Origin of the sequence: Lactobacillus mulieris, from assembly GCF_007095465.1 — a bacterium.
In the GTDB taxonomy this organism is placed as follows: Bacteria; Bacillota; Bacilli; order Lactobacillales; family Lactobacillaceae; genus Lactobacillus; species Lactobacillus mulieris.
In genome coordinates this window covers 100,722-122,939 of the sequence record NZ_SDGL01000003.1, presented here as the reverse complement: position 1 = coordinate 122,939, position 22,218 = coordinate 100,722, and the positions used below count along the sequence as shown (strand labels likewise).

Annotated in this window: 16 protein-coding genes; 11 read left to right on the top strand and 5 right to left on the bottom strand. The window is 35.6% G+C overall.

What is annotated here, in order from left to right:
* The first annotated feature begins 59 nt into the window (after window positions 1–59).
* Window positions 60–8,189 (top strand): mucin-binding protein, encoded by an 8,130-nt coding sequence (locus ETI37_RS01965; RefSeq protein ID WP_006586573.1) that lies wholly within the window; start codon window positions 60–62, stop codon window positions 8,187–8,189.
* A gap of 96 nt (window positions 8,190–8,285) precedes the next feature.
* Here the strand turns inward: ETI37_RS01965 and ETI37_RS01960 are convergent, their stop codons facing one another.
* Entirely contained in the window at window positions 8,286–8,594 is a 309-nt protein-coding gene (locus ETI37_RS01960; protein ID WP_006586574.1) for a carboxymuconolactone decarboxylase family protein, read from the bottom strand.
* A gap of 11 nt (window positions 8,595–8,605) precedes the next feature.
* Window positions 8,606–9,004: a cupin domain-containing protein gene (locus ETI37_RS01955; RefSeq protein ID WP_006586575.1), complete on the bottom strand. Its 399-nt coding sequence runs from the start codon at window positions 9,002–9,004 to the stop codon at window positions 8,606–8,608.
* 103 nt (window positions 9,005–9,107) lie between these two features.
* Here ETI37_RS01955 and ETI37_RS01950 point away from each other — a divergent pair, with 103 nt between their 5' ends.
* The 4 genes from ETI37_RS01950 to recD2 are packed head-to-tail and all read left to right on the top strand — an operon-like array spanning window position 9,108 to window position 13,668.
* The gene (locus ETI37_RS01950) at window positions 9,108–9,995 is read left to right on the top strand and encodes a LysR family transcriptional regulator (RefSeq protein WP_034535743.1); all 888 of its coding nucleotides are present in this window, start codon (window positions 9,108–9,110) and stop codon (window positions 9,993–9,995) included.
* 18 nt (window positions 9,996–10,013) lie between these two features.
* On the top strand, window positions 10,014–10,673 hold the full coding sequence (locus ETI37_RS01945) for a histidine phosphatase family protein (protein WP_006586577.1): 660 nt from the start codon (window positions 10,014–10,016) through the stop codon (window positions 10,671–10,673).
* On the top strand, window positions 10,673–11,314 hold the full coding sequence (locus ETI37_RS01940; protein ID WP_006586578.1) for a tetratricopeptide repeat protein: 642 nt from the start codon (window positions 10,673–10,675) through the stop codon (window positions 11,312–11,314). Before ETI37_RS01945 ends, ETI37_RS01940 begins: the two co-directional genes overlap by 1 nt.
* Window positions 11,314–13,668, top strand: a complete 2,355-nt coding sequence (gene recD2 / locus ETI37_RS01935) for an SF1B family DNA helicase RecD2 (RefSeq protein WP_048595641.1) — start codon at window positions 11,314–11,316, stop codon at window positions 13,666–13,668. Before ETI37_RS01940 ends, recD2 begins: the two co-directional genes overlap by 1 nt.
* Before the next feature lie 107 nt (window positions 13,669–13,775).
* Here recD2 and rnjA read toward each other — a convergent pair whose 3' ends face one another.
* From rnjA to def, 3 genes are all read right to left on the bottom strand, one after another.
* On the bottom strand, window positions 13,776–15,458 hold the full coding sequence (rnjA, locus tag ETI37_RS01930; RefSeq protein WP_006586580.1) for a ribonuclease J1: 1,683 nt from the start codon (window positions 15,456–15,458) through the stop codon (window positions 13,776–13,778).
* A 3-nt stretch (window positions 15,459–15,461) separates the two neighbouring features.
* Window positions 15,462–15,686, bottom strand: a complete 225-nt coding sequence (locus ETI37_RS01925) for a DNA-dependent RNA polymerase subunit epsilon (protein ID WP_006584544.1) — start codon at window positions 15,684–15,686, stop codon at window positions 15,462–15,464.
* Between the two features lie 178 nt (window positions 15,687–15,864).
* Window positions 15,865–16,419, bottom strand: a complete 555-nt coding sequence (gene def, locus ETI37_RS01920) for a peptide deformylase (RefSeq protein WP_006586581.1) — start codon at window positions 16,417–16,419, stop codon at window positions 15,865–15,867.
* Between the two features lie 233 nt (window positions 16,420–16,652).
* On the opposite strand from def, the gene typA reads away from it, so the two are divergent.
* The 6 genes from typA (at window position 16,653) to ETI37_RS01890 (ending at window position 22,195) form a co-directional block, all read left to right on the top strand.
* Entirely contained in the window at window positions 16,653–18,497 is a 1,845-nt protein-coding gene (typA, locus tag ETI37_RS01915; RefSeq protein ID WP_034535744.1) for a translational GTPase TypA, read from the top strand.
* A 107-nt stretch (window positions 18,498–18,604) separates the two neighbouring features.
* Complete coding sequence (locus ETI37_RS01910) at window positions 18,605–19,798, top strand: FtsW/RodA/SpoVE family cell cycle protein (RefSeq protein ID WP_006586583.1); 1,194 nt, start codon at window positions 18,605–18,607, stop codon at window positions 19,796–19,798.
* Window positions 19,795–20,127 (top strand): YlbG family protein, encoded by a 333-nt coding sequence (locus ETI37_RS01905; protein ID WP_006586584.1) that lies wholly within the window; start codon window positions 19,795–19,797, stop codon window positions 20,125–20,127. The genes ETI37_RS01910 and ETI37_RS01905 overlap by 4 nt, the downstream gene beginning before the upstream one ends.
* Window positions 20,124–20,675 carry a 16S rRNA (guanine(966)-N(2))-methyltransferase RsmD gene (gene rsmD, locus ETI37_RS01900; protein ID WP_006586585.1) on the top strand — a complete coding sequence of 184 codons (552 nt, stop codon included), beginning with the start codon at window positions 20,124–20,126 and terminating at the stop codon, window positions 20,673–20,675. The genes ETI37_RS01905 and rsmD overlap by 4 nt, the downstream gene beginning before the upstream one ends.
* Before the next feature lies 1 nt (window position 20,676).
* On the top strand, window positions 20,677–21,174 hold the full coding sequence (gene coaD / locus ETI37_RS01895; protein ID WP_006587197.1) for a pantetheine-phosphate adenylyltransferase: 498 nt from the start codon (window positions 20,677–20,679) through the stop codon (window positions 21,172–21,174).
* Window positions 21,164–22,195, top strand: coding sequence for a SepM family pheromone-processing serine protease (locus tag ETI37_RS01890; RefSeq protein WP_006586588.1), 1,032 nt, complete (start codon window positions 21,164–21,166; stop codon window positions 22,193–22,195). The genes coaD and ETI37_RS01890 overlap by 11 nt, the downstream gene beginning before the upstream one ends.
* The last annotated feature ends 23 nt before the right edge of the window (window positions 22,196–22,218 follow it).

Sequence of the window (22,218 nt, the reverse complement as noted above, 5' to 3'; positions counted from 1 at the left end):
GTGAAGCAAAGGATGCTAAATCGATTTCAACAACTGATCAAACTACGGCTGCTAAGAAATTGGAACAAACAAAGTTAAACTCAGTTGCCACTACAAATGGTGTATCTTCAAATGACACGCAAGAACAAAATGGCGTTTACTTTGACAACAACACTTTTGATGGCAAAACTTCAAAACATACACTAAATATTTCCTATTCGGCACAAGCTGGGGATGTAATTTCTGTCCATATTCCATTTAAGGGGATATGGGGTCAACAAGATGGTGATACTCAATTACCACCAACTGTTGCTAGTGTCAATGTTGACAGTAATAATCAAGGTGCGACTATCAAAATAACCATGAATGCGACATCTACTTTTCATGTTAGTTTTCACCTATATGATTTGCAGACTACTAATGTTACTGGCATAGATCCGAGTCTTTATAACATTACTCAAGCAGATGTCGGTCCACACACTTATCAAGTAACCTGGGAAGTAAATGGCAAAGAACAAACGCCGGCTGATTTTGTCTACGATGTTGAACCATCACTTTCCATAAATCCTGTCAAGCGTGTCGGCGGAACTAATGCAGTTAAAATGGGCACTGACCACACTTATTCAGTAGATTTATCCAATCAAATTGGAATTAATAACTACAACCGTGTGCCAAAGGACTTTAATGCTGGATCTGTCATCACTATTCCAGTTGCCTCGAACTTTGAATTAAATAAAGCAGCAACTGATGCCTTAAATACTTTAAATGACGGAACCGAAATTACCCAAGATGGCGTAGGTAAGGATATTATCATCACCATTCCTGAGGGGAAAGGTGTTGACCTTAATCAAACTTCAGTTGCTCCATACTACTTTGTAGGTCACTTTAATGGGGATCAACCTGATCAAGATACAAAGGCTTACACACCAACTGGAGCTGTAATTAGTGCAACGGTAAATTACTCAGATACTTATTCAAAAACAGCTTCAAATGGTACTTTTGTCGATATTTTACTTGGTAAAACAACTGAAGACGAAGTTAAGAAGGCTGCTTCAAAACCAGCTGAGCAACAATCAACTCAAGAAAAAGAACAGATTAAGAGTATTTATGGGGATGTCACTACCACCAGTACTCCTAAGCGTGATAGTCAAGTTCTGATGCTTGATCACGAAAACGATGATTTAATCGGCAGCTTTGGCTATAGCGTCAATAGTTCTGATTCCTTTACTAATGGTAGTGCCCAATTCAGCTTCACTTTTTCAAGCAATCAGCACGTCTATAAGGTAACTACACCTGAATCAGCTGGTATGTTCTTGTCAGGCGTTAAGACTTATCAATACCGGATTGTTAGAGCTGATAATACCGTTCAAACTGGTCAAGTTAACGCTAATGAAGATATCGTCAACACTGATTCTTCACCAATTGTTAGCTTGACTTTTACTCCAGATCAATTATTGACTGGTGCAAATGTCACCGGTGATCAAGTCTTCAAGTTCTACGGCAAGATTACTACAGCCAGTGGTAGTCAAGCAGGTGACAAGCTTGATTCAAGCTTTAGTTTAAACGGAACAGTTGACAATCATAATTACACATCATCTAGTGAATTGCATCAAACTGTTGGTCAGCAAACTTCAACCTTGCAGTTGCAATCAACTGGTACCATGACAGTAGCTCCTGGCGGTCAAATTGGTTACTTATACACTACTTTAGGTAATTCTAGTGTCACTAAGTTAGGGACTGTTTATGAACCAACTATTTACTACGTAATGCCAAAGGGAATTTCTGCTCAAAAACTGAGCGGGCTTTATGTCCAGAACTTCCAAGGTGTTGTGCCAAAGATTTCGGAATTTAAGAATAGCGATGGTTCATACACTGTTAAAGTTGACTACAAAGGCACAGGCTTTACTTATGACTTTGCAAATCAAGAAAAAGACGATGAAGGTCAACCAAAACTTTTAGGCTTTTGGATTCAAGCTTTACCTGATGCTGCAAAGGGTTCCTACGACATTAAAGCCTACATTGACACTACCACGCCAATGGACAAGACGACTAACCCAGCAAGTTCAGATGATGTTAAGAAATTACTTGGTCTTACAAACGATAATCAACTTTATGATTTAGGTAGTTTTACCGCCAAGGTTGGTTTAGGTGATTCAGAAACTGGAGTAACGCTTTCCGCCGGTCCCGACGGTATTTGGCGTCAAAGAGTTCAAGCTACAAATAAGAAGGGTGAAAACCTCCAATTTGCTTACTCTGTCATTAATACTAGTTCAAAAGAATTAAGCAATAATCACATCATCTTGTCTTTGCCAAGTGGTCAAGGCGGTTATGTGGGTTCACAGCACCCTGATAAATATGGTAGAACTATGACCTTTAGATTGACAGGTCCAATTCAATTGCCAGATGATTTAAAGAATGCTGAAGTTAAATATTCAACTCAAGACTTTAACTTTAATGGTAATATGTCTGATATCAGTGATTTGAGTAGTTTTGTTAGTGCAGCTCAAGTAACTGACTGGAACATCATTAAGACCATTGAGATTTATTTACCAACAATTGCTGCTAATAGTCAAAGTGGCCGCATTATCTTAAATGGGCAAGACACAACAGCTGAAGGTGACTTCAACGGAATAGGCTTTTTGGCAAACGGGCTATATTCAGATAGTATGGCTCCGCAAATAGTAACTCAAATCAATAGTAAAGCAAATCCAAATGAACAAATTGCGGCTACTATTCGGATTAACAGATTGGTAAAAGTCCCAGTTAAGTTAGTTAAGGCTGATGGAACTAAGATTGAAATTCCTTCAATGGAAAAAGAATACAATCCAAATGACAGCTCCTTGATTATTAGCCAAGACTACCCTCAAGCAAATATTCCGGCTGACTTAATCACAGCTAATGTTCAACCAGGCTACAGCATTAACGGTCCAGTCTTTACTAATGGTAGTGGCTCTAACTTAAGTTGGGGAGTTACTGTTTCAACTACTGGTGGACAAGAAATTGACTTTTATGTTGAATCAAAGAAGATTACTGTTTCTGGTAAAACTCCAGATGGTCCCAAGACTCCTGACACACCGCTTCCAGATAATCCAAATATGAATTATCCAGAACACGTTGATAAACAAGCACTTTATAAAGAGGTTACTCGGACAATTAATGTTTATAACAAAGACAAGCAATTAGTTGGCAGTAAAACTGAAACACTTAAGTTATATAGAACTGCAACTGTTAACGAAGCAACAGGCAAGGTTGAAGAATATAGCAAATGGCAAATGGTAACCCCAACAACTAGTGGTTGGGACAAGTACCTCTTTGGTCAAGTGCAAAGTGGCGATTTAATTAAAGTTGAAGTCACTGATGAAGACGGTCGTAAGCTTACCACTGATCCAGTCAGCGGGGAAACAATTCCAGCAACTGAAATGTCAGCTGATAATATTCAAAGTCCAATCATTAAGCAAACTGATTCTGAGGGCAATAGCGTTTATGGCGTGAAGGAAGTTAGTGTTGATGACTTAATTAATACTATCAACCAAAAGCAAACTGCTGGTGATACTGCCGATATCACCGTGAATGAAATTGTTAATGTGAGTGTTGGTCCAGCTCAAGTTACTTTACATGTCTACTGGGTAGATACTCAAACTCCAGATACTAGTAGTGATAGTAAAGATGGTTTTAAGTTAGTTCAAAAGCAAGATGTAACTGATTATCCAGGCACAAAAGCCACATTGGATAAATTACCTGAAAATTATGACTATGCTGACGGACAAGACCAAGTAACTGAGATCACTAATAACGGTCAAGATGTTGTTATTAGATTGAAGCACAAGATTAGTACTAACACTGAGACTAAGACTATTACTAGAACTATCAACATCACTAAGCCTGGTGAAGAAACTAAAACTACTAAGCAATCTGTAACCTTCTCAAAGACCGATTCTACTGATTTAGTAACTAATCAACCTACTGAAGGAAAATGGACCAGAACTAGTGATAGTGATCAGTTCACTGGTTTAACTGAAGATGATCTTAAAGTTGACCATTACACCACTAAGATTAGTAAAAATGGGCAGGCCGATGACTCTGCAACTGCAATTCCAACTGAAACTGTAACAGCTGGTTCTTCAGATGAAACATTTGACGTAACATACGCTCCAATTAAGAAGAGTGAAACTGTCTACTGGGTAGATACTGAAACTAAAGACTCAGCAGGACAAGAAGGATACAAGGTTGTTGCTAGTGAACTAGTCTCAGAACAACTTGAAGGAAGTATTTACCAGTTAACTAAATCAACACCAGAAAACTATGTTTTAGCTGATGGTCAAGCAGATATTAAGAGCGTTACTGTCGATGGTAATAACGTCATTATCAAGTTGAAGCACCGCACAAATAAAGTGCCAGAAACTAGAACTGTTACTAGAGTTGTTTATGTAACTAAACCAAATGCAACTAAGGCAAGTAGGGTAGTAAATACTGCAATTGAATTTACCCGTGATAATGTGGTTGATGCAGTAAATGGTCAAATTGAACATGGTGACTGGGATCCAGATTCTGCGGTAATTAATGGTTATACTCCAACACCACAAGATCATTATAAAGTTGTGATTCACAAGGGCACTCCAGATGGCGAAACTGTTCAAAGTATTGATCAAATTAATAATGCAACTGGTGATACTCCAAGTGACATCTACTATGTAACATATAATCCAATTAATAAGAGTGAGACAGTTTACTGGCTTGATACTGAAACTCAAGACCCAGCAGGTCAAAAGGGATTGAAGGTAGTTCAAAGTGAAGACACTCCAAGTCAAATTGAAGATTCATCTTACACTTTGACTAAGAAAACTCCCGATAACTATGTCTTAGCTGATGGTCAAGCCCCAGTTACTAGTGTTACAGTTGATGGCAACAACGTCTACATCATGTTGAAGCATGGTACTACGCAGGGGACTGAAGAAACAAAGACAGTAAATAGAACTATTTATGAAATTAAGCCTGATGAAACTGAGCCAACTGTAAAATATAACAAGACTCTCACCTTCACTAGAACTCCAACTGTTGATGCGGTCACTCCAACAAAAGTTGTTAACGAAGGCACCTGGGTAGCAAAAGATAACGATACTAGTTGGACGGCAGTTACCCCAGATGAAGTTCCTCACTACAAAGCAGTGATTCACGAAGGTTCCGCTGACGGTAACGTCGTTGACAGTATCGCTGCTAAGACCGATGTTGATGCAGATACTCCAAATGAAACCTACTACGTAACATATGATCCAATTAATAAGAGTGAGGTCGTCTACTGGCTTGATACAGAAACTCAAGACCCAGCAGGTCAAAAGGGATTGAAGGTAGTTCAAAGTGAAGACACTCCAAGTCAAATTGAAGATTCATCTTACACTTTGACTAAGAAAACTCCAACTAACTATGTCTTAGCTGATGATCAAGTAGACATTAAGAGCGTCACAGTCGATGGCAATAACGTCTACATCATGTTGAAGCATGGTACTACGCAGGGGACTAAAGAAACAAAGACTTTAACTAGAATCGTCTATGTAACTAAGCCTGGTGAAAATGAGCCAACTAAGAAATATGACAAAACCATCACCTTTACCAGAACGCCAACTGTAGATGCTGTTGATCATACTAAAGTTATTGATTCAGGTACTTGGACTCTAGAATCAGGTAGTTGGGATGCATTTACTCCAGATAAGGTTGATCATTACACCCCTGTAATTCACAAAGACAGCGCAGATGGTCAAGAAGTTAATAGCATTATAGCTAAGACCAATGTCAATGCAGATACTCCAAACGAAACCTACTACGTAACTTACAATCCAATTGAAAGTTCAGAAACCATCTACTGGGTAGATACTCAAACTCCTGATACAAGTGATAAGGGGTACGGCGGATACAAGGTTATTCAAAGTGAAAATGCTGGTGGTCAAGAAGGTTCAACTTACACAATTAAGAGTAAGACGCCTGAAGATGGCTATATTCCAGTTGGAGAAGTGCCAACAACGGTAGTTCTTGATGGCAACGATGTCATTATCAAGATGAAGCATGGTACAAAGGATGGAGAAAAGGAAACTAAGACAGTAAAAAGAACTGTATACGCAATTAATCCAGGAGAAACTGAACCAACAAAAGTCTTTGAAAAGTCAGTTGAATTCAGTAGAACTCCAACGCTTGATGCAGTAAATGGTGATAAGCTTTCAGATGGTACTTGGACTCCTGAAAAGGGTACTTTAGCTGGATATACCCCAGATGATCAGCCTAACTACACTGCTGTAATTCATAAGGATACCGCTACTGGTCAAGTTGTTGAGAGTATCCCAGAAAATGATGACATAACAATTAATTCAGCAAATGAAGTCTACTACGTAACTTACACTGTAAATGCTCATAGCTTGACAGTTACAGTTCACGACAACGATATCGACACTGATTTGGATGACTATGGCTTCAAAGGCGAGGGTGATCCAAACACCGATACTGGATACGATTGGAACAAAGTAAAGCAAATCTTGCAAAATAAGGGTTACAAGATTGTAGATGATCAAACAATTCCAACCACTTATGGAACAAGCGATGCAACTTACACCATCCATGTAGAACATGAAGTAGTACCGGTTGGACCAGATAATCCTGAAAAGCCTGGCACTACAATTAATCCAAATGATCCAGAAGGACCAAAGTGGCCAAGCGAAGACCAATACAAGAAGGCCTACACCTTCACGCTTCACTTCTTAGATAAAGATGGAAAAGTCTTACATGCTTCAATTACCAAGAGTGTCGACTGGACAAGAACCGTTTATGTAGATAAGACTAATGGTCAAATCGTTAAGGATCCAAGAACCACTGACTGGAAAGCTTCATCAGAAAACTATGATGCAATCGATATTCCACAAATTGATGGCTATGTAGCAAATTCAACTACCAAGAAGGGGCTCAAAGTTGAAAATGACAAAGTAACTGCAGCCGCAAATGAACAAGCAAATAGTGAAGATGATTTAGTCTACACAGTTGTTCAACATAGCTTGACAGTTACAGTTCACGACAACGATACCGACACTGATTTGACTTACTATGGCTTTAGTGGCAAAGGTGATCCAAACACTGATACTGGATATGATTGGAACAAAGTAAAGAAAAACTTACAAAATAAGGGTTATAAGATTGTAAATGATCAAACAATCCCAACCACTTATGGAACAAGCGATGCAACTTATACCATTAATGTTCAACACGGTACCAAAGCTGGTGATACAGAAACTAAGACAGTAACAAGAACTGTTAATATTACAAAGCCTGGTGAAAAGACTGTAAGTACAACAGAGAAAGTAACCTTTAATAAGACAGATTCAATCGACCTTGTTACTGGCAAGACAGTTAAGGAAGGTACTTGGACTTCTGATAAGAAGGGCTTTGATGCAACAAATGTTGAACTACTTGACGGCTTCAAGCTTAAGATTACTGAAACAGTCGATGGTCAAACTCACGATGTAACAAGCATCCCTGCTGAAGAAGTAACTGAAAACAGCCAAGATGAAATTTTTGACATAATTTACCTTCCAACAGGTAAGTCTCTAGAACCACTCGTTTCAAGAGAAGTAACTAGAACCGTTACTATCACTAAGCCTGGTGAAAAGCCAAGCACTAAGACTCAAACTGTTACATTCAGCGGCAGTCAAAACCCTGACGGCACCATCACTTGGGATAACGATCCTAAAGTTGAAAATAAGTTCAACGCTATATCAGTTGACTCAGTCGACGGCTACAAGGCTGTGATCAAGAATTCTGACGGCAAGGTTGTTCAATCAATTGACGATGAAAACTTAAACCCAGCAACTGCAAAGGACGAGCACTTCACCGTAACTTATGAAAAGATTGCAACTCCTGCTCCAGAACCAAGTCCAGCCCCAACACCAGAACCAACTCCTACATCAAATCCAAAGCCTGCAGCAAACACACATCCTGAAAATGTTAAGCCTGAAATTCACCCAAGTCTAACTAAAACTAATGTGGTTAAAGGAAACTTCAAATCTGCTAAGTCTGCAGCAAGAAGAATTAACAAGTTAAATTCAGCTACTAAGGCAGAAAAATTACCTCAAACAGGTGAAAGCAAGACAAATGCAAGCTTACTTGGATTACTTGGTTTAGGTATGAGTATGGCTTTAGGATTAGTTAGCCGTAAGAAAAAAGAAGATAAGTAAAATTTATCTTTAAAGTTTAAAATAAAAAATCTCGTTTAAGTATTTAAACTCAAATTTCAAATTTGAATTTCTCACTTAGCGAGATTTTTTTCTTTATTAATAGATTTTCTTAGCGATATTGAATGCGGACCATGCTTTTGGCCAGCCAACATAAAAGGCAAGATGGGTAATTAAGGTACTTATTTCAGCTTGGCTAATACCATTTTCTTTTGCTTTTTGCATATGATATGGTAACTGTTCAAAAGCTCCCATGCTAATTAAAGCAGTCACTGTGGCAAAGCTTCGATCACGTTGGCTTAATTTTTCATCAGACCAAACCTCACCAAATAAAACATCATCATTCAAATGTGCAAATTCAGGAGCGAAATCTCCTAATTGATCTCTTCCAGCAGTTTGTTTAACCATTTGTTTACCTCCTAGTCTAAATTATCATATTCATTTTTAGATAAGGGTTCATACCATTCAGTAGGTCCTTGTGTAATTGCTAAATGACTAAAGCTTGAATTCTTAGCCGCACCGTGCCAATGTTTAATCCCTTGTTTTACAACAACTACATCTCCAGGCAATAACTTCTGTGGCTTTTTACCCCATTCTTGATACCAACCTTCACCACTTGTAGCTAATAAAATTTGGAAACCATCAGTATGTGCATGCCAATGGTTGCGACATCCAGGTTCAAAGGTTACATTGGCTACAGAAAATGGAATATTATCTTGGGGACTAATAAGGCCATTTAAAAAGCTTTTACCATCAAAGTATTGCGCATAATCGACATTTTCTTGTCCAATTCCAAAAATATTTTTATCGTTTTTCATGATAATCTCCCTTCTTGCATCTATTTATTCATATTTTAATTACGGCTTTTTTTAATGTAAAATACTTATAGTAAATGAATATTAATGCTTAAAAGGTATAATGATGGACACAAGAGTATTAAGATATTTTTTAACAGTTGCACAAACTGGTAATATTACAGAAGCGGCTAAAAAGTTGCATATCACGCAACCAACTCTTAGTCGGCAATTACAAAAATTAGAAGAAGATTTGGGTCAGGAGTTATTAGATCGTACTCAAAAAGGACATTTTGGTCTAACTAATGCTGGGATAATCTTAGCTAGAAAATCAGAAAATTTACTTCAGATTTGGGATGATATTTCTGAAGAAGTTAAAAATAGTGGGCCGGACATCTCTGGTAAATTAAAGATTGGTTTAGTTGAAAGTCAGTGTTCGATTATAGTTGAGAGGGCCCTTAAACAGCTACAAATTTTGTATCCCAAACTGCAATTTGAATTATATAGTGCATATAGCGATGATTTAAAAAATGCGCTTGATATGATGCAAATAGATTGTGCTATTTTACTTGAACCGGTTGAAAGCACTAAATATTTTCAAAAGCAGTTACCCATTTATGAGCAATGGGGACTTATTGTTGGAAAAAAACATCCTTGGTCTAAGAAAAGACTAATCTCTGTTTCTGAATTAAAAGACACCAATTTGATTATTCCTAAGCGTTCAATTATAAATCAAGATTTAGAGGCAAGTTTGGGAATAAAAATGAATTTAGAAAATATCAAAGGCTTTGTTAATTTATCTTCCAACATTAGCTGGCTTTTGGAAACGGGGGAATATGCTACACTAGGAATTGATGGTGTTTTATCAGTTAGACCAAATCCCAATTTGGTGTTTGTTCCACTTAATATTGAAAAAAATAGTGGACATGTATTAGTATGGCGAAAAAATAGTCAGACTTCTGCTGCAATGCAAGCTTTTTTTGATATGCTAGAAGAAAAGATAAAACAAATTTAATACAATTTAGGTGATAAAATGCAAATTTATTTCGTAAGACATGGAAAGACAGAATGGAATTTGGCTTCCAAGTTTCAAGGTGGACATGGAGATTCACCACTTTTGCCTGAAAGCTATGAAGATATAAAAAAGTTAGGTAACTATTTAAAGGGTACTAAGTTTAGAGGTATTTATGCTAGTCCTTTGAAAAGAGCATTTGATACTGCTCAAGGCGTTCAACAATCAATGGGGATAAGTTTACCTGTTCGCGTAGAAGAACGTTTACGTGAGTTTAATTTGGGCAATCTAGAAGGGATGAAGTTTGAAGAAGCGGAAAAGAAATATCCCAAAGAAATTGATAATTTCTGGAATCATGCCGATTTATATGATCCTTCAGCAATTCATGGCGAAACTTATCCAGAAGTAATTGCACGTGGAAAAGATTTTGCTCAAGAAATGGCTAAGTTATATCCAAATAAAAATGACAAAATTCTTGCTGTAAGTCACGGGGGAGCTCTCTGTGCAATAATGGGTGGATTACTCGGATACCCATTGTCTGAAATTAGAAAGCATGGTGGTTTGAGTAATACCAGTTTGACAATTTTGGAAACAGATGATGAAGGTAAAACCTTTAAAAAAGTCGTTTGGAATGAAACTGATTATCTAGGAAGAAAATTAGGAGCAACAGATTCACTATAATGAGTAAAAAAACAGTCCAACTCTATCAACAAGGTAAAATTCAAACTGCAATTCAAGAATTAATCAAAGATATTGATTCTGATCCTAAGAATGCAAATAATTATTTGGAACTTTCAACTTATTTATTAGAGCAAGGGGCAATTGATCAAGCCAAAAAGTTATTAGTTCAAGCTAAAGGACTAGTAGCTGAACCGCAAACAATGGATTACAATTTGGCTATTTGTTATTACATGGAAGGCGACTTTGACCGTGCTTTAGCCTTGCTTGATACAATTCCTAATAATGATGAAACCTATTATCAAAAGGCCTTAGTTTTTCATAAATTAGGCAATCCACAAAAAGCCTTGGCTTTTGCAATGAGCGTATCTAAGGTTGACAATGATTTATTGGAATTGTTAGGTGATATTTGGCTGTCTTTGGGTGATTTTGCTAAAGCTAGGGAAAATTATTTGAAAATTTCTAAAGATGCTAGATCTGGAAAATTAAACTTTTTAATTGGTGTAACTTTATTTGGAAGTAGTCGCCAAGAAGCAGAGCAATATTTTAATTTAGCTAAGCAACTTGATCCAGATTATTATCAAAGTGCAAAAAAACAATATGATAGCCTTTTAAAGGTGATTAAACAAGGAAAAGAAAAGTAATGGTAGAATTTACTGGACGCTTGTCAGGCATAATTTTTGAAAATAATGAAGATATGTTCAAAATTCTCGACGTTGAAATTGTCGGTGAACTTGCGGGTTATGATCAGGATGATATTCGAGTAACTGGGAGTTTTGGAGATGTTACGATTAATTCTGAATATCAGTTTTCAGGGGAATTAGTTGTACATAAAAAGTTTGGCTTACAATTTAAGGCTGAAAGTTATCATCAAGTTATGCCTCATGAAGAAGGCAGTCTAACTAAATACTTGAGTGGAGATAAATTCCCAGGAATAGGACGAAAAACAGCTCAGTCAATTATTGATCAATTAGGTCTTAATGCATTGCAAGTTTTAAAAGAAAATCCTAATAAATTAGACCAACTTTCGTTAACCCAGAAACAAAAAGATAGTTTGTTATCTGGACTTAATTCAATGGATTCTTATGCAGAAATTAGTTTGAAATTGAGCCAATATGGTCTTAGAAAGAATGTAATTAATAGAATTTATAATTTATATCATGGGGACAGTATTAAAAGGCTAGAAAAGGATCCATACGCAATAATTAACGAGGTTTCAGGATATGGTTTTAAGCAAGCAGATTATATAGGAGAGCAACTAGGCATTCCTTTTAATGATTCTCGAAGAATTAGTGGGGGAATATATCAAGTGTTGCTTAATAAGTTGCAGGAACAGGGGAATACTTTTGTTGAACTAAAGTTTTTGTTAACTGAAGTTAGTGAATTAACTGATATTCCCCAATTTGATTCAATTGCAGAAGCAGTAAATGATTTACAAAGAGCTGGAAAAGTTGTTGTTAAAGATGATGTAATTAGTTTGCAAAATATTTTTGAAACAGAGCAAGTTATTGCTCAAAATTTGGCACGACTTAATGAAAATAAGTGTGAAAACTTCGCAGATGAAAAAATTGCTCAGGTTATTGATGAATGTGAAAAGCATTTGAAAATCAAGTATGATGATACGCAAAAGTCTGCTATAAAGAATGCTCTTAATCATCCTTTATCTTTACTAACAGGTGGACCAGGTACTGGAAAGACGACCATTATTAATGGAATTTTATATTGCTTGAGACGATTGGAAGAAATTCCAGCAGCTAGTTTGTATAGTGAAGACCCACCATTTATTTTGGCAGCACCAACAGGAAGAGCAGCTAAAAGAATGAGTGAAACAACCGGTGTTGAAGCCAAGACAATTCATCGATTATTAGGACTAGGCATTAACAATAGTAATAATGATGATGAAATTGAGTTAAATCAAATTAATGGAGAAATATTAATTATTGATGAAATGTCAATGGTTGATATGTTTTTGTTTAAGCAACTGCTTTCAAGTATTGTGGGAACTAAACGAGTAGTCTTTGTTGGAGATAAAGATCAACTACCTTCAGTTGGACCGGGGAATGTTTTTGGAGATATGATAACGGCAGCTGCCTTTCCTGTTACCAAACTAACCACGATTCACCGTCAAGGGGATGATTCATCAATTATTACTCTGGCTCATAGTATTAATGAAGACCAAAATACAAACTTGCTTTTTCAGAAAACCAAAAACTATTCATTTATCCCTTGTCCACCTGCTCAAGTAGGTCAGGCAATTGAGCAAATTGTAAATTATGCTGTTAAGAAAGGATTTGCTAGGGATGATATTCAAGTCCTTAGTGCTATGTATCATGGTACTAGTGGTATTACCAATTTAAATAACTTATTGCAAAAAATCTTAAATCCTAAAGAGGAAAATAGTAAATTTGTTGAAAGTCATGATGAAAAGTTCATGATAGGTGACCGGGTTTTACAATTACAAAATAATCCTGAAAAAGATATTTATAATGGACAAATTGGTAAAGTCATTGGAATTAATGAGAACAAGAGCGATGAGTTGTTGGTATGTAATTTTGATGACCGGGAAGTAAAGTTTTCACGTAAAGATTTACTTGATTTAACAAGAGCATATGCAATTACTATTCATAAATCGCAAGGTTCAGAATTTCCACTTGTTATTTTAGTTTTAACCATGCAAAATTTTGTGATGTTAAGACGGAATCTTTTGTATACTGCAGTTACTAGAGCAGCTAAAAACTTGGTTTTAGTAGGTGAGCAAAAGGCTTTTTTAATGGCAACTAATACACCAGGCAATAATCGAAAAACTGGTCTTGCGAAGAAGATTGTTAGTTTAATGCCACAGCTTGAGCAAGAAGAAGACCAACAAGAAGATAATGCAAGTAATATTGAAAAGGCAGAAGATGAAGGACCAAAGATTTTAACTAAAGAGGCAATTTATTCAGGTAAAATTGATCCAATGATTGGAATGCAAGGAATTAAGTTAGAAAAGTTGAATTAACGTATCTTTATTTTTACTAAATTTAAAATTATTGAATAAAACAAAAAATCAACTAGTTTTTAAACTGGTTGATTTTTTAATTTACTATTGATAATTTTTGAGCTAAATTATTTTTTCTCGATAATCATTGGTAAAATGAGCGGTCTACGCTCAGTCCGTGCGTACAAGAAATCTTGCAAGTTGGCGATTATTGCCTTTCGAATATCATTTTCAGAAGGGCGTGGCTTTTTGGCCATTTGGGTGCGTAATACATGATAGACATTTTTCTGAGCTTGAGAAATTAAGTCTTGTGATTCACGCATATAAACAAAACCGCGACTCAAAATATCAGGTCCTGCGAGGACGCGTTGATGTTTATAGTCAACAGTTGCAACTGCGACCACTAAACCTTCTTCAGATAAAATTTGCCGATCACGTACAACTACATTTCCAACATCTGCAGTACCTGAGGTATCTACAAAAACATCACCTGCGGGAATGTGACCAGCAATTCTTGAACCTTCAGGGCTAAATGCTACAACTTCACCATTACTTAGAACAAAAGTATTTTCTTTTGGAACTCCAGCATCTTGAGCAAGATGTGTATGAATAACCTGCATTCTATATTCACCATGAACTGGAATCATATATTTAGGTTTAGCCAGACGGACCATCATTTTTAATTCTTCTTGTCCACCATGGCCAGAAGTATGAACATTATTTACTTTACCGTGAATAACATTTGCACCTGCTTCCATTAATTTATTAATTAAATGGTTAACAGACAAAGTATTACCAGGAATTGGATTTGATGAAAAAATAACCGTATCACCAGGTTGAATGCTAATTTGACGGTGAGTACCATCAGCAATTCTTGAAAGGGCAGCTAATGGTTCCCCCTGTGATCCAGTACATAAAATCATAGCTTCATTAGGTTTCAAGCGGTTAATTTCATTAGCATCAACAATCAAATCTTTAGGAACATTTAAGTAACCTAAGTCAATACCGTTTTGAATACCATTTTCCATACTTCGACCAAAAATTGCGATTTTTCGTCCGGTTTCGATTGCAGCTTCAACGGCAGTTGAAACCCGATAAAGGTTAGATGCAAATGTCGCAAAAATAATACGACCATCGATACCTTTTATGATATTATTTAGTGATTTTGCGACAAATCGTTCTGATTTAGTAAATGCTGACACTTCAGCATTTGTTGAATCAGATAGTAGTGCTAGTACACCTTCATCACCCAATTTTGCCATTCTTTGGAAATCTGGTGCGGGTTGATTCATTACAGGTGTCAAATCAAATTTGAAGTCACCTGTAAAAATCACAGCACCAAGTGGCGTGTGAACTGCGATTCCCAATGTGTCAGGAATTGAGTGGGTAGTTCTGAAGAATGTAACGGATAACTTATCAAAAGTTAAAACTGTATCTTCATGTTCTTCATGAAGTTCAGTGGTTTTTAATATTCCATGTTCATCTAATTTACCTTTGATTAAAGCTAATGCAAAAGGTGTTGCATAGACTGGAACTTCTGGAATCTTTTCAAGTAGGAATGGAATCCCACCAATATGATCTTCGTGACCATGGCTGACAACCAAGGCCTTGATTTTTTTACGATTCTTAATTAGGTATGAATAATCACTAATTACATAGTTAATACCTAATAAATCATCTTCGGGGAACTTAATACCACAATCCATGATGATAATTTCATCTTGATACTGAACGCAGTACATATTTTTACCGATTTCGCCTAAACCCCCAATGGCAAAAACAGCTACTTCATTTTTTTTAATTCTAACCATTGATTACTTATCAGTATCAAAAGTGGTCAACTTAAAATCAGCATGTTCTTTTTCGTATGCTAATGAGTTGCCAGTTAATTCTTGGATGAGTTCGACATTGTAGGGGGTATTATCTTCAACCATCATCCGAGCTTGGCCAATACTGTCAGCTTCAAGAAAGAGAGTTTTAGTAGTTTCTCTTCTTGGGTTAACAATCTTGTTGTCTTGGTATAAAACTTTATAGATCATAAATCTATCTCCTTATTTAGTTGTTAAAACGATCTCAAGATGAATATTCTTCAAAAATATTCAATAGTTAATAAAATTTTACCATAAGTTTTGCTTTAAGTGTAGCTATGACATAGAAAAAGAGACTAGTCCAACTAGTCTCCTTGTATCATCTCTTGTCTTAATAAAAAATAGTAATTTAAGAAATTACTAATGTATCATCCTTTAAAGCAAATGGATCTTTTTTGTTAATTCTGTCATAGAAAAGGTGTCCGTTTAAGTGATCAATTTCGTGTGATGCAACAATTGCAGGATATCCAGTCAACCGAATTGTCTTCTCTTCTCCATCTACTGTAAAGTATTTAATTGTTAATTTATTAGGACGTGGAACATAGCCATCAATTACCTTATCAACGCTTAAACAGCCTTCACCTTCGCTCAAGCAAACTTGACGAACTGATTCAGAAATAATTTTTGGATTTACAAAAGTTTCTTTAAAAATTATTTCACCTTTATCATTTGGTACTAGTAGAGAAGCCATTTGTACTCCTTCACCAACTTGAGGTGCAGCCAATCCTACGCCAGCTCTTAATTGATGTTTTTCTGCAATTTTGGGATCTTGTGAGTTGATTAAGTATTCCATCATGTCATCCGCTAATTTTTGATAGTGGTCTGAAAGTGGGAAAGTAAGTTGGTCTGCAACTCTTCTTAAAACGGGGTCGCCATCTCTGACGATATCTTTCATAAGAATCATATATATTGCTCCTTAAATCATTATTTACTTATATATTTGTACCACATTTATTCAAATTCTGCTCGTAATACTTTTAAAAGTATTGCTAAACATTGACCCCTTCGCATTTAAGTGGTAAAATCTAGCAACGTAACTAAAATATGTAGACACTTCGAAAAGAGCGTGAATTATGATTTGCGTGTTCATACTGTGACCGCGTCACAGTTTTTTTATTGAAGCTGGGAGGAATACCTTTGTCAGAACAAAGAAGAGAAGATATTAGAAATATTGCGATTATCGCTCACGTTGACCACGGTAAAACCACTTTGGTTAACCAATTATTGAAGCAATCAGATACTTTGCCAGAACACATTAACCTTGAAGATCGTGCAATGGACTCAAACGATATTGAACGTGAACGTGGTATTACTATTCTTTCAAAGAATACAGCAGTTAAATACCATGATACTACTATTAATATCTTAGATACGCCAGGTCACGCTGACTTCGGTGGTGAAGTAGAACGTATTATGCACATGGTTGATGGTGCACTTTTATTGGTTGATGCATATGAAGGTACTATGCCACAAACTCGTTTTGTGCTTAAAAAGGCTTTAGAAGCTGGAGTTAAGCCAATTGTTGTTATTAACAAAATTGACCGTCCAGGTGCTCGACCAGCTGAAGTTTTAGATGAAGTTCTTGAATTATTTATTGAACTTGGTGCAAATGATGAACAACTTGATTTCCCAGTTGTCTACGCAAGTGCATTAAATGGTACTTCAAGTTATGATGAAGACTTGAGTACTCAAAAAGAAACCATGGATCCTATTTTTGAAACTATTATCAAAAATATTCCTGCTCCTGTTGAAAACAGTGATCAACCACTTCAATTCCAAATTACCATGCTTGATTGGGATGACTATGTAGGTCGTATTGGAGTAGGTCGTGTATACCGTGGTAAGATTAAAGTCGGTGACCAAGTTACTGTTATGAAAATTGACGGTACAACTCAAAACTTCCGTGTTACTAAATTATTTGGTTTCTTTGGTTTGAAGCGTAATGAAATTAAAGAAGCAAAAGCAGGAGATATCATTGCTATTTCAGGTATTAATGACATCTTTGTTGGTGAAACTATTGCTTCAGCTGAAAAGCCAGAAGCATTGCCACCACTTCACATTGATCCACCAACACTTCAAATGGATTTTGTTGCTAATGACTCACCATTTGCAGGTCGTGAAGGTGATCAAGTAACTCCAAAGAAGTTGGAAGATCGCTTAATGAAGCAAACTCGTACTGATGTTTCATTAAAAGTTGAACCTACTGACCAAATTAATTCATGGACTGTTTCTGGTCGTGGTGAATTACACCTTTCAATCTTAGTTGAAGAATTGCGCCGTGAAGGATTTGAAATGCAACTTTCTCGTCCTAAGGTTATTTACCGTGAAATTGATGGCCAAATGTGTGAACCATTTGAAGCAGTTCAAGTGGATACACCAGATGAATATGTTGGTTCAGTTATTGATTCTCTTTCACAAAGAAAAGGTGAAATGAAGAATATGGAATCAACTGGAAATGGTCAAACTAGACTTGAATTCTTAGTTCCATCACGTGGTTTGATTGGTTACAACAATGAATTTATGTCACAAACTGCTGGTTATGGTATTTTGAACCATACTTTTGAGGCATATAAGCCAGTTGTTAAGAATTGGGAACCTGGTAGAAGAAATGGTGCTTTGGTATCAATTAACCAAGGCCAATCAACTACTTATTCACTTCAATCAGTAGAACAACGTGGTATTTTGTTCATTGGTGCTGGTGTTGAAGTTTATGAAGGTATGATTGTTGGTCAATCTTCTCGTGAACGTGATATTGCAGTTAATGTTACAAAGGGTAAGAACTTAACTAACACTCGTGCAGCAGGTAAAGACCACTCAGCTTCTATTAAAACTCCTAAGACTTTGACTTTAGAAGAAGCAATTGAATTCTTGAATGATGACGAATATTGTGAAGTAACTCCACAAAGTATTCGTTTACGTAAGAAGATTTTGAATACTAACGAACGTCAAAAATTTGACAAGAAGAAAAATCGTCAAAATTAATTGCTAATTAATCATAAAAAGCTGTTACTTCAATAGAAGTAGCAGCTTTTTTTGGTTTATAATGAATAATAAGATTAAATTACTTTATTAAGAGGAGGACGGCGAAGGTGCGTCCAGATAAGCAAAAATTTTTATATTTAGATTATAAAATACTACTTCCTTATTTATTTTTATGTGTAGTAGGGATTGTAATGGTTTATTCAGCTAGTTCAGATATTTTACTAGTTAATGGATTTAGTCCGACAGTTTATGGGGTTAAACAATTTATTTACTTTATAGTTGCCGTAATATTTTTAGGCTACCCAGCTTTTAATACTAAAATGAAAAAGATTCGAAGTTGGGGATTTATTATGACCTATTTAGGTTTCTCCGTATTCTTGTTACTTATTTTGTTAGCAATGAAAATAATTGGTGGAGCTAGATTCGCTGTTAATGGTGCTGTTGGTTGGATAAATTTGGGATTTGTAAGTATTCAGCCATTAGAAATTGCTAAGTTAGCTCTTATTTTATATTTGGCAAAAATTTTAGATAAAAGGGCTAATCGCTTAGTAGCGGGTAATATTTGGCATTCATTATCTAATCCAACAATTATTGCATTTGCTATTATGGCTTTAGTTATTGTTGAACCAGACTTCGGTGGAACCGCAATCTTGTTTATGATTGTAATGGTTTTATATGCGGTTTCTGGAATTAGAGCAGGTCTTGTTTTAACATGGATGTTTATCTTATTAGGGTTAGTTATTGGCTTTGTATCTTTAATCATTATTTGGAATCCTAAGTTCTTACAAAACTCTTATCAATTCCAGCGTTTATTAGCATTTGCTCACCCATTCCAACTAGAAAAAACAAGTGGAGCGCAATTGGTAAATTCATATTATGCAATTCATAACGGTGGTTTATTTGGAGTTGGATTAGGTAATAGTATGCAAAAGCGTGGCTACTTACCAGAACCATATACTGACTTTATTATGTCCATTATTAGTGAAGAATTAGGTTCAATTGGTGCCTGTCTAATTTTAGGATTACTATTTTATTTAATGTGGCGGATTATGGAAGTTGGAGTTCATGCTCAAAGTCAATTTAATGCTTTGGTTTGTTTTGGAGTGACAACTATTATCTTTACAGAAACTTTATTTAATATTGGTGCAGTCATTGGTTTATTACCGATTACTGGAGTAACCTTACCTTTTATTAGTTATGGTGGTTCCTCAATGTTTGTTTTAACGGCTGGAGTCGGATTAGTTTTGAATATTTCCGCTGAAGAAAAGAGGACTATTATGATGGAACGGAGCGTACAATGAGTTATAATCAGGATTTAAAAAATACCAATATACCGGCACGAGTTGCGATAATCGTTTTTTTAAATCAAGCTCAAGATCAGTTTAAATTAAGACAATTTGGTGACATAGTTTATTTTTCAAAAAGAAAAAAATATTGTTTGATTTATGTAAATCAAACTGGAGCGAGAGAATTAACAATAAAATTAAATAAATTGCACTTTGTCAAAAAAGCTGAAATTTCACCAACAAGTGAATTGAATTTCAGTCGGGAACATGAAGAAGGGCAAATTAATAAACTAGCAACGGAAGCAGAACAAATTTTAGAAGAAAATGAGGAATATAAGCAGTGAGAATAATTGCTGGTAAATATGCTAAAAGAAATTTGTTTACATTAAAAAGTAATAAAACAAGACCAACTAGTGATAAGGTTAAAGAATCACTTTTTAATAGCTTAGGTCAATTCTTTAATGGTGGAGCTGTCTTAGATTTATACGGTGGCAGTGGGGCCTTAGCTATTGAAGCGGTATCTAGAGGCTTTGATCATGCAGTAATTACCGATATAAATTACGCGGCGGTTCAAATAATAAAAAAGAATGTGGCTTTAACTCATGAAGAAGGAAAATTTGAAGTATTTAAAATGAGTGATAAAGTAGCCTTAAGATTCTTGAATGAACATGATTATCATTTTGATATAGTTTTTTTAGATCCACCATATGCCAAACAAAAAATTACTAAAATTATGGCGGAAATAGATAAGCTGAATTTACTGAATTCTAAAGCAATTTTGGTCTGTGAAACTGATGATGATACTCAATTAGAAGACGTAAACGGCTTTACTTTAGTTAAGGAACATCATCTAGGTAAAACGATTGTTAGAATATATCAAAGGGATAATTAAGATGGTAAAAGCAATTTTTCCAGGAAGTTTTGATCCGATAACTAATGGCCATTTAGAAACTATTAAAAAAGCAAGTCAGTCTTTTGATGAAGTTGTTGTAGTAATAATGACCAATACGAGTAAAAAATATTTGTTTTCTGCGAAAGAGCGAGCAGAATTAGTTGAAGAAGCAATTGCTGATTTGAAATTAGCTAATGTTTCTGTTCTTACTAGACCTGCTGCTTTAACAGTTGATGTGGCTAAAGAATTACAAACTAATATTATTATTCGTGGATTGAGAAATAGTGCAGATTTCCTTTATGAGCAACAAATTAATGCAATGAACAAAAAACTTAATCCAGCTATTGAAACAGTTTATTTCATGACTAGTAGTGACAATAGTTTTGTTGCTTCAAGTATGATTAAGGAAATAGCTAAATTTGGTGGAGATGTTTCACAGTTTTTGCCAGTAAAAGCAGCACTAGCTTTAAAGAGGGTATTAGCATCACATGAAAAATAAAAAGAAATTAAATATTGTTGTTGCAACTTTATTGCTTCTCGTTTTAGTTTATTTGGGCCTTTCTTGGCCAACTAATTATTATATTGAAGCACCAGGGGATGCAAACAGTGTAAGTCAATTTGTATCTTCAAAGGGCAAAACTGCTAGCAAAAATTTACTTATGGTAACAGTTAGCGAGCGGCAAGCGAGCCTTGGTGATTATTTATGGAGTTATACCAATCCTTTTGAAACACGAATTTCTCAAAAAGACTTATTAGGTAATCAAAATACTAATCAATATATGCAACTACAAGAGTGGTATATGGAAACTAGTCAAAATAATGCAATTTATTATGCTGCTAAAGTTGCTGGGAAAACACCAAAGAAGGAATTTTTAGGTGTTTATGTAATGGGATTAGCAACCAATTCAAAATTTAAAGGTAAATTGGAAATTGGTGATATTATTACTGCAGTAGATGGTCAACATTTTAAATCGACCAAATCATTGATGGATTATATTCAAAAACAAAAAATAAGTCAGAAAATCACTATTACAGTTCAAAGGAATAATAAGTCAATCAATTATACAGGCAAAACTATTCCTTTAGCTACAGATAAATCGAAAGCGGCTATTGGAATTCAATTGGTTGAGCGAAGTCAAGTTATTACTGAACCTCAAATTAAAATTAATGCTGGATCTATCGGTGGCCCTTCTGCTGGGTTAATGTTTTCATTGGCTTCCTATCAGTTATTTACAGGTCATGATTTAACACATGGGGTTAAGATTGCTGGGACAGGCACGATTGATGATGATGGTAATGTAGGGATGATAGGTGGAGTTGATAAGAAAGTAGTGGCTGCTGATAAAGCTGGGGCTAAAGTGTTTTTTGCTCCTAGTCAACAATTACCAGGATATAAGAAAGATGAAACTAATTATGCCGTTGCAGTAAAAACTGCCAAACAAATTCATTCAAAAATGAAAATTGTTCCAGTTACAACTTTTAATGATGCGCTTAATTATTTGAAAAAGATTCAAAAATAAAAAAAGTCTAGGAAAAAACCTAG